At 65.3% G+C, this 14634-nt stretch carries 16 protein-coding genes; 9 read left to right on the forward strand and 7 right to left on the reverse strand.

What is annotated here, in order from left to right; genetic code table 11:
- Positions 1-14: 14 nt before the first annotated feature.
- On the reverse strand, positions 15-776 hold the full coding sequence (locus ACA097_RS18005; protein ID WP_371364985.1) for a hypothetical protein: 762 nt from the start codon (positions 774-776) through the stop codon (positions 15-17).
- Positions 777-887: 111 nt separating this feature from the next.
- Between ACA097_RS18005 and sbcB the strand changes: the two genes are divergently transcribed.
- On the forward strand, positions 888-2321 hold the full coding sequence (sbcB, locus tag ACA097_RS18010; protein ID WP_371364988.1) for an exodeoxyribonuclease I: 1434 nt from the start codon (positions 888-890) through the stop codon (positions 2319-2321).
- A gap of 70 nt (positions 2322-2391) precedes the next feature.
- Here sbcB and mvaT read toward each other — a convergent pair whose 3' ends face one another.
- Positions 2392-2766, reverse strand: a complete 375-nt coding sequence (gene mvaT, locus ACA097_RS18015; RefSeq protein ID WP_371364990.1) for a histone-like nucleoid-structuring protein MvaT — start codon at positions 2764-2766, stop codon at positions 2392-2394.
- 248 nt (positions 2767-3014) lie between these two features.
- Between mvaT and purU the strand changes: the two genes are divergently transcribed.
- Both purU and ACA097_RS18025 read left to right on the forward strand, forming a co-directional pair.
- Complete coding sequence (gene purU, locus ACA097_RS18020) at positions 3015-3866, forward strand: formyltetrahydrofolate deformylase (protein WP_043254870.1); 852 nt, start codon at positions 3015-3017, stop codon at positions 3864-3866.
- A gap of 42 nt (positions 3867-3908) precedes the next feature.
- Complete coding sequence (locus tag ACA097_RS18025) at positions 3909-4094, forward strand: hypothetical protein (protein ID WP_371364993.1); 186 nt, start codon at positions 3909-3911, stop codon at positions 4092-4094.
- On the opposite strand, the gene ACA097_RS18030 is transcribed toward ACA097_RS18025, so the two are convergent.
- From ACA097_RS18030 to upp, 3 genes are all read right to left on the reverse strand, one after another.
- Positions 4091-5092 (reverse strand): lysylphosphatidylglycerol synthase transmembrane domain-containing protein, encoded by a 1002-nt coding sequence (locus ACA097_RS18030; protein WP_043254867.1) that lies wholly within the window; start codon positions 5090-5092, stop codon positions 4091-4093. The two genes, ACA097_RS18025 and ACA097_RS18030, sit on opposite strands and share 4 nt — an antisense overlap.
- 182 nt (positions 5093-5274) lie before the next feature.
- On the reverse strand, positions 5275-6564 hold the full coding sequence (locus ACA097_RS18035) for a uracil-xanthine permease family protein (protein WP_043254865.1): 1290 nt from the start codon (positions 6562-6564) through the stop codon (positions 5275-5277).
- 3 nt (positions 6565-6567) lie between these two features.
- Positions 6568-7206, reverse strand: a complete 639-nt coding sequence (gene upp, locus ACA097_RS18040; protein ID WP_371364996.1) for a uracil phosphoribosyltransferase — start codon at positions 7204-7206, stop codon at positions 6568-6570.
- 225 nt (positions 7207-7431) lie between these two features.
- Between upp and ACA097_RS18045 the strand changes: the two genes are divergently transcribed.
- From ACA097_RS18045 to ACA097_RS18055, 3 genes are all read left to right on the forward strand, one after another.
- Complete coding sequence (locus ACA097_RS18045; protein ID WP_371364999.1) at positions 7432-7989, forward strand: hypoxanthine-guanine phosphoribosyltransferase; 558 nt, start codon at positions 7432-7434, stop codon at positions 7987-7989.
- 3 nt (positions 7990-7992) lie between these two features.
- Positions 7993-8469 (forward strand): WbuC family cupin fold metalloprotein, encoded by a 477-nt coding sequence (locus tag ACA097_RS18050; protein WP_371365002.1) that lies wholly within the window; start codon positions 7993-7995, stop codon positions 8467-8469.
- Between the two features lie 240 nt (positions 8470-8709).
- Entirely contained in the window at positions 8710-10134 is a 1425-nt protein-coding gene (locus tag ACA097_RS18055; RefSeq protein ID WP_371365004.1) for an aldehyde dehydrogenase family protein, read from the forward strand.
- Positions 10135-10350: 216 nt separating this feature from the next.
- On the opposite strand, the gene ACA097_RS18060 is transcribed toward ACA097_RS18055, so the two are convergent.
- Positions 10351-11256, reverse strand: a complete 906-nt coding sequence (locus ACA097_RS18060) for a LysR family transcriptional regulator (protein ID WP_371365006.1) — start codon at positions 11254-11256, stop codon at positions 10351-10353.
- A gap of 140 nt (positions 11257-11396) precedes the next feature.
- On the opposite strand from ACA097_RS18060, the gene ACA097_RS18065 reads away from it, so the two are divergent.
- The 3 genes from ACA097_RS18065 (at position 11397) to ACA097_RS18075 (ending at position 12815) form a co-directional block, all read left to right on the forward strand.
- Positions 11397-11882, forward strand: coding sequence for a hypothetical protein (locus ACA097_RS18065; RefSeq protein ID WP_371365010.1), 486 nt, complete (start codon positions 11397-11399; stop codon positions 11880-11882).
- Positions 11883-11962: 80 nt separating this feature from the next.
- Entirely contained in the window at positions 11963-12250 is a 288-nt protein-coding gene (locus ACA097_RS18070; protein WP_371365012.1) for a PA4642 family protein, read from the forward strand.
- A 163-nt stretch (positions 12251-12413) separates the two neighbouring features.
- Positions 12414-12815, forward strand: coding sequence for a VOC family protein (locus ACA097_RS18075; RefSeq protein ID WP_043254851.1), 402 nt, complete (start codon positions 12414-12416; stop codon positions 12813-12815).
- 46 nt (positions 12816-12861) lie between these two features.
- Here ACA097_RS18075 and mqo read toward each other — a convergent pair whose 3' ends face one another.
- Positions 12862-14346 carry a malate dehydrogenase (quinone) gene (mqo, locus tag ACA097_RS18080; RefSeq protein WP_043254850.1) on the reverse strand — a complete coding sequence of 495 codons (1485 nt, stop codon included), beginning with the start codon at positions 14344-14346 and terminating at the stop codon, positions 12862-12864.
- Positions 14347-14634 lie beyond the last annotated feature (288 nt).

A 14634-nucleotide genomic window follows, 5' to 3' on the forward strand; every position in this document is an offset into this window, starting at 1 on the left:
ATCCGTGGCGCATCTCAATTCGCCGGCGGCAGTACGCCGAAGATGGTGCGATAGAGCACACCGATGGCGATGATGGCCATCGGCAGCGTCCACACCAGGCCGATGCCCAGCGGGATTGCGCTCAGCAGCAGGATGCCGCCGATGGCCAGGAACAACCCGAAGACCTTGAACCAGTGCTTGCTGATCGCCTTGCGCGAAGCCTCCATGGCCTGCCAGGGCGAGAGGTTGCGCTCGACCAGCAGCGGCACGGCCAGCGAGTAGGCTACGCCCAGGTAGATGCCCGGCAGCAGCAACAGGAACATGCCCAGGTAGATGAGTGCGGTTATCCCCAGGCCGGTGATGAACAGCGGCATGAACAGGCCGAAGTGGCTGAACATTTCGTTGATCTCCGCCGGCTGGTCGGCCGCGCGGCGGATGCCGATCAGGTTGAGCCCGGCCAGCAGCGGGTAGCAGAGCGCGCCGGCGAAGACGTTCACCACGATCTCCAGGACCTGGGTGCCGGCGTGCGACACCTGGAACAGGCCCAGCAGGCCGAGGACGAGGGCGATCACGAAGCTGATGACGTTGATCGCCACACCGTAGATGAGCACGGCGCCAATCAACGTGCCCTTTATGCCTTTCAACTTGTGCCAGGCTTCGCCGAGCACTTCGCCGATGCGGAAGTCATAGTCGCGGGCGAGGGCTTCTTCGACGCTGAGGGCGCCGGAGTTCACGCGAGGTTCGTGGAGGCTGCTGCCGGGCGTGGCGTAGGGATTGTCGCTGCTGTTCGTCGTCATTTACCTATTCCTTGGTAGTAATCACGTCGCTAACGATAGCCCATCGCCAGCGCTCGCGGGGCGGCAGGGCGCGGGTGATAAACTCCCGCCGCCAGGCCAAGGGAGAGCGCCATGAACGCCAGCATTTTCTGGTACGACTACGAAACCACCGGTATCGATCCGCGCCGCGACCGCCCGCTGCAGGTTGCCGGCATCCGCACCGACGAGGCGCTCAACGAGATCGAGGCGCCGCTGAACTTCTACTGCCGTCCCAGCGACGACATCCTGCCGCATCCGGCGGCCTGCCTGATCACCGGCATCACCCCGCAGCGCCTGGAGGCCGACGGCCTGGGCGAGGCGGAGTTCATGACCCGGCTGCATGCCGAGCTGGCCCGTCCGGGTACCTGCGTGGCGGGTTACAACACCCTGCGCTTCGACGACGAGGTGACGCGCTACAGCCTCTATCGCAATTTCTTCGATCCCTATGCCCGCGAATGGCAGGGCGGCAACAGCCGCTGGGACCTCATCGACCTGGTGCGCACCACCTTCGCGCTGCGCCCGGAAGGTATCGAGTGGCCGCGCAACGAAGAAGGCGTGGTAACCCTCAAGCTGGAGCGTCTGACCGAGGCCAATGGCATCGAGCATGGCCAGGCCCACGACGCGCTGTCCGACGTGCGCGCGACCATCGCCCTGGCTCGCCTGGTTCGTGAGCGCCAGCCCAAACTGTACGACTACCTGTATCGCCTGCGCAGCAAGACGGCGGTGCTCGATCAGGTGCGCCTGTTGCAGCCGCTGGTGCATGTCTCCGGGCGCTTCTCCGCGGCGCGTAATTTCCTTTCGGTGGTGTTGCCGCTGGCCTGGCATCCGCGCAATCGCAATGCGCTGATCGTCTGCGACCTCGGGCTCGATCCGGCGCCCCTGCTCGACCTGGATGGCGACGCCCTGCGCAGCCGCCTCTACACCCGTCGCGAGGAGCTGGCCGAAGGCGAGCTGCCGGTACCGCTGAAGCTGGTGCACGTCAATCGCTGCCCGGTGCTGGCGCCGATGGGCGTGCTGCGCGAGGCGGACCGGGAACGCCTGCAGATCGATCTGGACGGCCAACTGCAGCGTGCGGAGTTGCTGCGCGAGAACAAGTCCGTCTGGCAGGCCAAGCTGGCGTCGATATATGCGGAGGAAAACTTTGCGGCCAGCCAGGATCCCGAACAACAGCTATATGACGGATTTATTGGCGACCGCGACCGTCGACTCTGCGAAGAGGTGCGTCGGGCGGAGCCTGCGCGGCTCGGCAAAGAGCAATGGCCGTTCGATGATCCGCGCCTGGGTGAGTTGCTGTTCCGCTATCGCGCGCGAAATTTCCCGGAAACTTTGTCGGGACTCGAACAGGAACAATGGCGAGAGTTCTGCCGTTGCCGGCTGAGTCTCGAGGAGTACGGTGCGCCGAACACCCTCGGGAGTTTCGAAGTGGCCCTGGCTGGACAGCTTGAAAATACTGGCGTGCAGGGACAGGCGCTGCTGCAAGAGTGGCAAGCCTATGCGGCGAACTTGCGCCAGCGTTATGGCTTGTAGGGCGCGGGAATATTTATCGCGGCAATAAAAAACGCCAGCCGAGGCTGGCGTTCTTGCTGGAGCAGGCGGCTTAGCCGAGCAGGGTGGCCCAGCTCTCGACGGTCTCGGCGCCCCACTTGGCTTTCCATTCCTTGAGCGTCTTGTGGTTGCCGCCCTTGGTTTCGATCACTTCGCCGTTGTGCGGGTTCTTGTATTGCTTGACCTTGCGAGCGCGTTTGGTGCCAGTGCTCTTGGCGGCGCGCGGGGACTTGGTCAGCTTGGCGTCCGGATCGAGCAGCGCAATGATGTCGCGCAGGGACTTGCCATAAGTGCCCATCAAAGCCCGGAGTTTCCCTTCGAACTCCAGTTCCTTCTTCAGTTTGTCATCCTGTTCGAGGGATTTCAGACGGTCTTGAAGTTCCTTGATGGCTTCTTCGGTGGCGCGGTACTCATTGATCAGCGACATTTGGGGTACCTTGTCTTGAGGTTCGGCGTTGGAGGGAAGTTTTACTCTCAATAATAGTCAGTTGATTACTTGGAGTAAACCGGGAATTAATGAATCGTCAGCGTCATTCGTTGTAATTAAGTTAAACATCCGAATGTATTGGCTTGGCTATTCAACAGTTCCGTGGCGCGCTCGGCGGCAGCGGTCGCGGATTTCCCGGGCAGCCGTTAGAATGGCCGCCTTCGCGATGTATCTGGAGTCACACCCTCATGCGCACTTTTCGACTGGTGATCGCTTGCCCCGATGGGGTTGGCATTGTCGCCAAGGTGAGTAATTTCCTGGCCACCTATAACGGCTGGATCACCGAGGCCAGTCACCACTCCGACAACGACAGCGGCTGGTTCTTCATGCGCCACGAGATCCGTGCCGACTCGCTGCCGTTCGACCTCGCCGGCTTCCGCCAGGCCTTCGCGCCCATCGCGCGCGAGTTCTCCATGGAATGGCGCATTACCGATTCGGCAGTGAAGAAGCGCGTGGTGCTGATGGCCAGTCGCGAGTCGCATTGCCTGGCCGACCTGCTGCACCGCTGGCACAGCGGCGAGCTGGATTGCGAGATTCCCTGCGTGATCGCCAACCACGACGACCTGCGCAGCATGGTCGAGTGGCACGGTATTCCTTACTTCCATGTACCGGTCGATCCGAAGAACAAGCAGCCCGCCTTCGAGCGCGTGTCGCAACTGATCGACGAACACCAGGCCGACAACGTGGTGCTGGCGCGCTACATGCAGATCCTGCCGCCAGACCTGTGCCAGAAGTACCGCCACCAGGTGATCAACATCCACCACAGCTTCCTGCCCTCGTTCGTCGGCGCCAAGCCTTACCACCAGGCTTCGCTGCGCGGCGTGAAGCTGATCGGCGCGACCTGCCACTACGTCACCGAGGAACTGGACGCCGGCCCGATCATCGAGCAGGACGTGGTGCGCATCAGCCACCGCGACAACATCGAAGACCTGGTGCGCCTGGGCAAGGACGTGGAAAAGCTGGTGCTGGCCCGCGGCCTGCGCTATCACCTGGAAGACCGTGTGCTGGTGCACGACAACAAGACCGTAGTGTTCGACTGACCGTCGAGGCCGGGCGAACCCCAATCACAGGAGAGCCCGGCCATGTCCGACGAGAAAACCCCCGGAACCGCCACCCCGCCGCCCACCCTGGGCGAAGGCTGTACCAGCCGTTACGACGTCGATGCCCTGAGCGAAGAAGACGGCACCGAGTTTCCCGGTGCCGCCGACCTCTGGCGTGAGTTGCACGAAGAAGGCGACGACAAGCCGCCGAAGAAGCCCGCCGACTAGGAGCGCTCCGCGCGCAGGCCGATCAGCCGACGCAGCAGCGGGCGCCCGGCCATGAGCGCGAACACCGGCCCGCCCGCCACCAGGTAGAAGTAGTAGGTCACCACCCGCCAGACCAGGATGGCCGCCGCCGCGGTCGACTTGCCCACCAGCGGGCCGAGCAGTGCCATCGAGGTCAGCTCGGTGCCGCCGGCACCGCCAGGTAGCAGCGTGGCCAGGCCCGCCGCCAGCGACAGCAGCTGGACCAGGAAGGTCCAGGCCCAGTGCAGCTCAACGCCCATCGCCCGCAGCACCAGATAGAGCACCGAGAAGCGCAGCGTCCAGTGGCAGCTGGTCAGCAGGAACACCAGCAGCAGCCGGCGCGGCGGTTGCTTCAGGCTGATGACGATGTTGTCGCGGAAGTGCAGCAGCTTGCGCGCCCAGTGCAGGCGCCGCCGCGGGCCGACGCGCAGGCGCGCCAGCAGGCGGCCGTTGGCGCGGATCACCCGGCGCTGGAAGCGCGCCAGCAGGATCACTGCGCAGAGCAGGCCGCCCAGCAGCAGGGCGCCCAGCAGCAGCGAGGATTCCAGGTTCGGGCTCAGGCTGTGCGACAGCGTGTAGCCCAGCACCACCAGCAAGGCGCTGAGGAAGAACAGCAAGTCGCTCAACTGGTCGACGGCGAAGATCGCGCTGCTCTGCGCCGGGCGCATGCCGCGTCGCGCCAGCAGCGCCATCAGTGTCAGGGGCGCGCCGCTGCCGCCGGGCGTCGCGTAGAAGGCGAACTCCGAGGCCATGACGATGCCGACGGTCTGCCGCTGGCTCAGCGGGCCGGCGCGGCCGGCCAGCAGCACGCGCAGTTTCTGCGCGTTGATCAGCCAGCACAGCAGGATCATGCCGAACATCAGCAACAAGCTGTCGAGCGGGAAGCGCGCGAGTTGATCGAGCATCGACCGGCCGCCGAGCAGCAGTGGCAACAGCGAAGCGCCGATCAGGGCGATCAGCAGCCACCAGGCGCGGCTCATGGGCGGTTACCGGTGGCAGGCAGGGTAGGGGGCAAAGCGGAAATGACGGTTTCCTCCAGGACGGTGCGCTTCCATCGCTGTGGACTGCCGCGTGCGGCAGGCGTTCGCAGTCGCTCAGGGGATTCTGGCGGGGAACGCGATCGAAGCGGCCCGAACCTTTGCCCGGTTCGGGCCGCTTCGGGTCAGTCGGCGTCTTGTTCGCCGCTGCCTTCGTTCAGGGTCTTGTTCTCCCAGCCTTCTTCGCCAGGGAGGATCATGTTGAGCACGATGGCGACGATAGCGCACAGGGCGATGCCCTTCAGGCCGAAGTCATCCGGGCCGGTGCCCGAGCCGATTAGTACGCCACCGATGCCGAACACCAGGGTCACCGATACGATCACCAGGTTGCGCGCCTGCGACAGGTCGACCTTGTGGCGGATCAGGGTGTTCATGCCCACCGAGGCGATGGTGCCGAACAGCAGGCAGAGGATGCCGCCCATCACCGGTACCGGGATGCTCTGCAGGATGGCGCCGAACTTGCCGATGAAGGCCAGGCCGATGGCGAAGCAGGCCGCCCAAGTCATGATCTTCGGGTTGTAGTTCTTGGTCAGCATCACCGCGCCGGTCACTTCGGCGTAGGTGGTGTTCGGCGGACCGCCGAACAGGCCGGCGGCCGAGGTGGCCAGGCCATCGCCGAGCAGGGTGCGGTGCAGGCCCGGCTTCTTCAGGTAGTTGCGGCCGGTGACGCCGCCCACGGCGATGACGCCGCCGATGTGCTCGATGGCCGGCGCCAGGGCGACCGGGACGATGAACAGGATGGCCTGCCAGTTGAACTCCGGGGCGGTGAACTTGGGCAGCTCCAGCCAGGGCGCTGCGGCGATCTTGGCCACGTCGACCACGCCGAAGACGAACGACAGCGCGTAGCCCACCAGCACGCCGGAGATGATCGGCACCAGGCGCAGCATGCCCTTGCCGAACACGGCCACGATCAGGGTGGTGACCAGCGCCGGCATGGAGATCAGCATCGCGGTCTTGTAGGGGATCAGCTCGGTGCCGTCACCGGCCTTGCCCATGGCCATGTTGGCGGCGATCGGCGCCATGGCCAGGCCAATGGAGATGATCACCGGGCCGATGACCACCGGCGGCAGCAGGCGGTCGATGAAGCCGGTGCCTTTTATCTTCACGGCCAGGCCGAGGAAGGTGTAGACGAAGCCCGCGGCGAACACCCCGCCCATGGTCGCGGCCAGGCCGAACTGGCCCTTGGCGAGGATGATCGGGGTGATGAAGGCGAAGCTCGAAGCCAGGAACACGGGCACTTGGCGGCCGGTCACCAGCTGGAACAGCAGGGTGCCCAGGCCCGCGGTGAACAGCGCCACGTTCGGGTCCAGGCCGGTGATCAGCGGCATCAGCACCAGGGCGCCGAACGCCACGAAGAGCATCTGCGCGCCGGAGATGATCTGGCGCCACAGCGGGTCGTTGAATTCGTCGGCCATGGATCAGGTGTCCTTCTGCTTGGTGCCGAAGATCTTGTCGCCGGCGTCGCCCAGGCCGGGAATGATGTAGCCGTGTTCGTTGAGGCCCTGGTCGATGGACGCGGTGAAGATCTTCACGTCCGGGTGGGCGGTGTTGACCGCCCTGATGCCCTCGGGCGCGGCGACCAGCACCATGGCGCGGATTTCCTTGCAGCCGGCCTTCTTCAGCAGGTCGATGGTGGCGACCATGGAGCCGCCGGTGGCGAGCATCGGGTCGATGATCATCGCCAGGCGCTCGTCGATCTCCGGCACCAGCTTCTCCAGGTAGGTGTGTGCTTCGAGGGTTTCTTCATTGCGCGCGACGCCCACGGCGCTGACCTTGGCCCCGGGGATCAGGCTGAGCACGCCGTCGAGCATGCCGATGCCGGCGCGCAGGATCGGCACCACGGTGATCTTCTTGCCGGAGATCTTCTCCACCTGCACGGCGCCGGCCCAGCCTTCGATCTCGTAGTTCTCCAGCGGCAGGTCCTTGGTCGCTTCGTAAGTCAGCAGGGCGCCGACTTCCTGGGCCAGCTCGCGGAAGTTCTTGGTGCTGATGTCGTGGCGGCGCATCAGTCCGATCTTGTGGCGGATCAGGGGATGGCGAATCTCGAACACAGGCATGGGCGGGGTCTCCGGGAGGGGCGGGCAAAAAAACGCGTTAGCGTAATGCATCTTAGGGGCAGTTGGCAGTTGCCGCGCGAAAAACGCCGGGGCGCGATTATCCACAAGTGCTCTGCACAATTGGTCTGCTCTGGGTCAAGATTGTGCTCGACTTTCGTCCGCCGGCACTTGCCCCCGGCATGGCGGATGAGTACCTTTGCGCACTTTTTCCGGGAGACCCCGCCAATGTCCGCCGATCTCGCGCACATCCGCCAAGTCATGGCCGAAGCCGACTGCCTCTACACCAACGCCGAGGTAGAAGCCGCCATCACCCGCGTCGCCAGCGCCATCAATGCCGAACTGGCCGAGCGCAACCCGGTGGTGTTCTGCGTCATGAACGGCGGGCTGATCTTCTCCGGCAAGCTGCTGCCGCAGCTCAACTTCCCGCTGGAAGCCTCCTACCTGCACGCGACCCGCTACCGCAACGAAACCACCGGCGGCGAGCTGTTCTGGAAGGCCAAGCCGGAAGTCTCCTTCATCGACCGCGACGTGCTGATCATCGATGACATCCTCGACGAGGGTCACACCCTCTCGGCGATCATCGACTTCTGCCGCCATGCCGGCGCCCGCGAAGTGCACACCGCCGTGCTGATCGACAAGGACCACGACCGCAAGGCGCGTCCGGACCTGAAGGCCAACTACGTCGGCCTATCCTGCATCGACCGCTACATCTTCGGTTACGGCATGGACTACAAGGGCTACTGGCGCAACGCCCCCGGCATCTTCGCCGTCAAGGGCCTCTGAGCCATGGCCGGGCCGCGCTTCCTCGACCAGACACTGTTCGACGAGCTGAACGGGAAGGCGGCCGCCAGCCCGCGCCAGCGCCAGCACCACAACCTGCACGAGATGGCCGAGCCCTGCCATCGCCTGCTCAACGCGTTGCAGCCGGACACCTACATCCAGCCGCACTGCCACCGCGACCCGAACAAGGCCGAAGCCCTGATCGTGCTGCGCGGCAGCCTCGGCCTGCTGCTGTTCTCGGATGCTGGCGAGCTGCTGGAAACCCGCGTGCTGTCGCCGCAAGGCGAATGCGCCGGCGTCGACCTGCCGCCTGGCACCTTCCACGCGATGGTCGCCCTGGAGCCGGACAGCCTGATGTTCGAAGCCAAGTCCGGTCCCTACGAGGCGCTGGCCGACGACGAGCGCGGCAGTTGGGCGCCGCGTGAAGGCGAGGCGGGCGTGGCCGAGTACCTGGCCTGGATGCGCGCGCAGTTCCCCGCCTGAGGGAATTCATTGGGCCCCCGCGTTCGCGGGGGTGACGGTGTGTTTGTCTTTCCCTCGTCTTCCCCGCGAACGCGGGACGCGGCTTCATCGCGAACAGCGCTTGCGCTGGCCCGAAGGGGAATCATCCAGAGATCACCATGCATCGACGATGATCGATGCGTACATGCGCTTATAGGCATTTTTGCCGATCCATCCCCTGCCTATGCTCCCGGCCTCGCTCAATCCGCTTCCGAGGTCAGCATGCCTACCCAGCTCTATATCGACGGCCAATGGCGCGACGCCGCCAACGGCGCCACCCTGCAACCGATCAACCCGTCCACCCGCGAGCCGCTGGAAAGCGTCGCTGCCGCAGGTCCGGCCGACGTCGATCTGGCCGTCGCCGCTGCCCGTCGCGCCTTCGCCAGCTGGCGCGAAACCACTGGCGCCGAGCGCGCCCGCTACCTGCGCGGTTTCGCCGAGCAGCTGGAAGCTCGTCGCGAAGCGCTGATCGCCCTGCAGATGCGCGCCAGCGGCAAGCCGCAACTGGAAGCGGAAATCGACATCGGCGACGGCATCGCCACCTTCGCCTACTACGCCGAGTTGGCCGAGGGCCTGGACGCCCGGCAGAACGCCGAAGTCGCGCTGCCCGACGCCGGCTTCCGTTCGCAGACCCGCTTCGAGCCCGTAGGCGTGGCCGGCCTGATCGTGCCCTGGAACTTCCCGCTGGTGACCAGCGCCTGGAAGGTCGCGCCGGCCCTGGCCGCCGGCTGCACCGTGGTGCTCAAGCCCTCGGAAATCACCCCGCTGATCGAGCTGGTGCTCGGTGAAGTCGCCGACGCCATCGGCCTGCCCGCTGGCGTGCTGAACCTGGTCCCCGGCCTGGCCGATGCCGGTTCCGCCATCACCGGTCACAAGGGCATCGACAAGCTGTCCTTCACCGGCAGCAACGCGGTCGGCCGCAAGGTCATGCAGGCTGCCGCCGCGCGCACCCTGCCGGTGGGCCTGGAACTGGGCGGCAAGTCGCCGATCCTGGTATTCGCCGACACGAATCTGGACGACGCCGTGCAGTGGATCATCGCTGGCGTGTACTGGAACGCTGGCCAGATGTGCTCGGCCACCTCGCGCCTGCTGGTCGAGGAGAGCATCGCCGACGACCTGCTGGCACGCCTGAAGGTAGCGGTGGAAGCGCTGCGCGTCGGCAACCCGCTGGCCGGCGAGACCGACATGGGCCCGATGACCAGCGAAGCCCAGTTCCGCAAGGTCCAGGACTACTTCGCCGTCGCCCGCGACGAAGGCCTTTCCCGCCTGACCGGCGGCGAAGTGGGCGAGGGCTGGTGCATCCAGCCGACCGTCTACGTCGACGTGCCGGAAGACAGCCGCCTGTGGCGCGAGGAAATCTTCGGCCCGGTACTCTGCGTACGTCGCTTCGCCGACGAGGCCGACGCCCTGCGCCAGGCCAACGACTGCGACTTCGCCCTGGCAGCCACCGTGGTCAGCGCCGACCTCGAGCGCGCCCAGCGCGTCGCCGAGCGCCTGGAGGCCGGCCATGTCTGGCTGAACTCGCCGCAAGTGGTGTTCCCGCAGACCTCCTGGGGCGGCGGCAAGGCCAGCGGCATCGGCCGTGAGCTCGGCCCGTGGGGTCTGTCGGCGTTCCTCGATATCAAGCACATCACCGCACCGCGCTAAGGCCATCGCAGGAGCGAGCTTGCTCGTGGACGGCCCCGGTGCCGACCGCCCATCCGTCGTCCCCGCGAAAGCGGGACGCGGCTCTATCGCGAACAGCGCTTGCGCTGGCCCGAAGGGGAATCATCCAGAGTCACTGGGTTCCCGCGTTCGCGGGAATGACGGGGAAAGGGCGGGGTGAAGCAGATTCGCGAGCAAGCTCGCTCCTACAAGAGCCGTTTAGGGCATCTCTGCGCCATGCACGGCGCAGAGATCCTCAGCCAACGCCTGTAAAGCCTGGTTATGGCCCATGTCGTCACGCACCACCAGGCTGTGGCTGATGCCGTAGCCAAGCTGGTCGGCCAGCAGCGTGCGCATTGCGCCTTGCTCGACCCAGCGTTGCGCGTAGTGCGTCGGCAGATAGCCCAGATGGGTGCCGGCGCGCACCGCATGAATCACCGCTTCCATGTTGCTGGCCAGCGCCGTGCTGCGCCTTGGGTCGGCCGGCAATTGCACGTCCGCCTGGGCGTAGCCGTACTGCACCCAGGCGCAGGCTTCCAGGTCGGCTTGGGTTAGCTCTTCGCGGTCGAACAGCGGATGGCTCTGGCCGCAGAACACCGCCACGCGTTCGCTGTAGAGCGGCTGGTAGCGCAGGTTCGGCAACTGCCGGCTGAAGCAGGCGACGGCCAGGTTCAGCTCGCCGCCGAGCATCTGCCGCTCCAATTCCGTGGATGAACCTATCGACAGGTGCAGGCGCACGTCCTGATCGCGTGCGCAGAAGCGCGCCAGCGCCTCGTGGATGCGCGCCTCGGGCAGGGTGGCGATGTTGTCGGCCAGGCCGATGCTCAGCTCGCCGACCAGGCGTCCGGCCAGTGATTGCACCTGGTCGCGGAAATCTCCCAGCGCACTGAACAGCACCTGGCTGTGGTCCAGCACCCGGCGGCCCTTTTCGGTCAGGCGGAAGCCGCTCTTGCCGCGTTCGCACAGGCGGTAACCCAAGCGTGTTTCGAGGCTGGCGATATGCGTGCTGATGGTCGACTGGCCCATGCCCAGCTCGCTTTGCGCGGCGGAGAAGCCGCCGCAGCGCACCACGGTGGCGAAGATGCGCAGCAGGCGCAGGTCGAGGTCGGAGACGTTGTGCAGCATGGGGCTCCCGTATCCGTCCGTTGGAATGCGTGTGGTGTGATACATCGAATCCTATCAATGCGTCCGCCTGCGACCAAGGCCCATGGGAGCGTGCCGGAACGCATGCTAGAGTGCCGGACGATTTTTTCCCGGGGGTCGAGATGGTCCTGCGTAACCTGCTTTTCGCTTTCGGCCTGGCTCTGTCCGGGCCGCTGTTCGCCGCCGATGCGGCTGTGGCTCATGCGCAATTCCTGCCGCCGGACGACAGCGGCGTGCGCGTCGGCAAGCCGGACCAGCAACAACTGCTGCAGGTCACCGAGTACAGCGTGGTCCTGGGCAGCCAGCGGCAGTCGAACCAGCAGCCGATTCCGATCACCACCCCGGCGTTGCTGCGTCTGAAGGGCAAGGCGATGAACAAGGGCGGCGACGTCACCCAGGTACTGATCAGCTTCGACAGCGAGGGCAAGAGTCTGAAGAAGCCCAGCTACGACGCCGACAGCCGTACCCTCAGCCTGTCTTACCCGGCCGCAGCCTATCCGCAGCTGCTCGACCTGCTGCGCCACGGTCCGGTGTACTGCCAGTTCCTCAGCTACCCCAATGGCCACATCTGGGCCGACCTGCACAGCGGCGCCGTGCGCGTGCGTTGAGCCGGCGCCCGCCGCGGGGTTACACTGCCCGCCTTTCGTGACGGCCGCGCCGTCGACAGATGCCGTAGAGAGAACGAGCGATGCGTAAAGACAAGAAGCAGGTGATTGGCGAAGAGATCGGCGACGAGTCGATCAAGCTGTTCCTCGAGGTCGAGCCGGCCGATGACACCCCGCCGTCGCTGCACAAGCTGATCAAGGCTTATCGCGGTCTGCGCATCGACGACTTCGAGCGTTTCGTGAAGTTCTTCGTCGAGGCGGGTTACGACCTCGGCGCCAAGGATGCCCAGGGCCAGGACTTCGTCGCCCTGATCCAGGACCAGCGCCTGGCCGAACAGTACATCGAGGTGATCAAGGCTGCCCGCGGCTGATCGCTTGCGCTGTGAAGAAGCCCGCCTAGTGCGGGCTTTTTCGTTTCTGCTGTCCTGTAGGAGCGCCCAATGGGCGCGAATCGCGGGCATGGCCCGCTCCTACAGAACCCTCGACCCCGCCTAGACTTCAGGGAAGAACAACGACAAGGCGAGGACGCAGCCCATGCATGTACAACCCTATCTGTTCTTCCACGGCCAGTGCGACGAAGCCATCGCCTTCTACCAGCAGGCGCTGGGCGCGCAGCTCAACGCGCTGATGCGTTATGAAGAAGCGCCCGGGCCGACGCAGGTGCCCGATGGTTGGTGCGAGAAGGTCATGCACGCCAGCCTGCAGATCGGCCAGAGCGAGGTGTTGATGTCCGATGGGCGTGGCGAGCATGAGGCACGGTTGGCCGGCTTCTCCCTGCACCTGGCCCTGCACAGCGTGCTCGCCGCGGAAAAGGCCTTCGCCGCGCTGGCCGAGGAAGGGCGCATCGACATGCCGCTGGAGAAGACTTTCTGGGCGCAGCGTTTCGGCATGCTGCACGACCGCTTCGGCGTCGGTTGGATGATCAGTTGCCGCTGAAATGAAAAGGCCCGCCGGAAGGCGGGCCTTTTGCACTGCGGTGGACTTATTGGTCCAGCTGCAGCTTCTGCCAGGTGTAGGCGTTGATCTCGCGGTACGCCGAGGCATCGGTTTCCAGCTGCTTCTCGCGTGCCGGGAAGATCTCCTTGAGCTTGGCGCTCCAGGTGGCCGACTTGTACTGCTCCGGGAAGCAGCGCTCGAGCAGGCCGAGCATGATCGACACGGTCACCGAGGCGCCCGGCGAAGCGCCCAGCAGGGCGGCGATGCTGCCGTCCTCGGAGGCGACCAGTTCGGTACCGAACTGCAGGATGCCGCCTTTCTTCGGGTCCTTCTTGATGATCTGCACGCGCTGGCCAGCGGTTTCCAGGCGCCAGTCGGCCGGATTCGCCAGCGGGTAGAACTTGCGCAGGCTTTCCAGGCGCTGGTCCATGGACTGCATGACTTCGCGTACCAGGTAGCGGGTCAGGTCCATGTTGTCGCGGGCTACGGCGAGCATCGGCAGCAGGTTGCTACCACGCACCGAGAGCGGCAGGTCGAGGAAGGAGCCGTGACGCAGGAACTTGGTGGAGAAGCCGGCGTAGGGGCCGAACAGCAGGGACTTCTTGCCGTCGACCACGCGGGTGTCCAGGTGTGGCACGGACATCGGCGGGGCGCCCACTTCGGCCTGGCTGTAGACCTTGGCCTGGTGCTGCTTGACCACTTCGGGGTTGTCGCAACGCAGCCACTGGCCGCTCACCGGGAAGCCGCCGAAGCCCTTGCTCTCGGGGATGCCGGACATCTGCAGCAGCGGCAGTGCGCCGCCACCGGCGCCGAGGAAGACGAACTTCGCGCGGATCTTGCGCGATTGGCCGTTCTGGGTGTTCTTCACGTCGACCAGCCAGTCGTCGCCGGAACGCTCCAGGCCGACCACTTTCTGGAAGTAGCTGACCTTGGTGTCTGACTGCTTGGCCAGGCGGGCCAGCAGCTGGTTGGTCAGGGCGCCGAAATTGACGTCGGTGCCGTGCTCGACGCGGGTCGCGGCGATCTGCTCGTCAGCCTGGCGGCCGGGGATGGTCAGCGGCGCCCATTCGGCGAGCTGCGCGCGATCCTCGGTGTAGACCATCTTCTCGAAGGCGTGATGCTGGCTCAGCTTCTCGAAGCGCTTCTTCAGGAAGTCAACGTCCTTGCCGCGCACGAAGCTCAGGTGCGGGACCGGGTTGATGAAGTTGCGCGGATTGCCGAAGCCGTCGGTGCTCGCCAGGTAGGCCCAGAACTGCTTGGACACCTCGAACTGGGCGTTGATCTGCACCGCCTTCTTGATGTCGATGGAACCATCGGCGGCTTGCGGGGTGTAGTTCAGCTCGCAGAGGCCGGCGTGGCCGGTACCTGCGTTGTTCCAGGGGTTGGAGCTTTCGATGGCTCCGGATTCCTGCAGTTCGACGATCTCGAGTCGGGCCGAGGGATCGACTTCCTTCAGCAGGGTCGCCAGGGTCGCGCTCATGATGCCGGCGCCAACCAGCAGCACATCCAGAGCTTCGTGTTCGTTCGCCATTCTTGCTCGCCACACTCTCGTGAAGTAGTGAAAAACCTTCAAATCACGCTCTTATGGAGACGTGAAGCTCAAAGGGGAGGGCGTCGCTGCGGGCGGGTCCGGTCTCGGTCGGGAGGGGACTCGCGGCAATCCTTGCCGGAAACTTCAACGCAACGAACGGTACAAGGCGCCCGGCCTGTGGCCGTGGCGCGAGTGGCGTCTCTCTAGGAGGGTGTGGCAGCGTTGGGCGCGAGGCGCCGCGTGCTGCGCGGACCCGATCAGGAGGCGTCCTTATAATCGGGGGGCGAT

The organism is Pseudomonas sp. QL9 (genome assembly GCF_041409665.1).
Taxonomy (GTDB): domain Bacteria; phylum Pseudomonadota; class Gammaproteobacteria; order Pseudomonadales; family Pseudomonadaceae; genus Pseudomonas; species Pseudomonas knackmussii.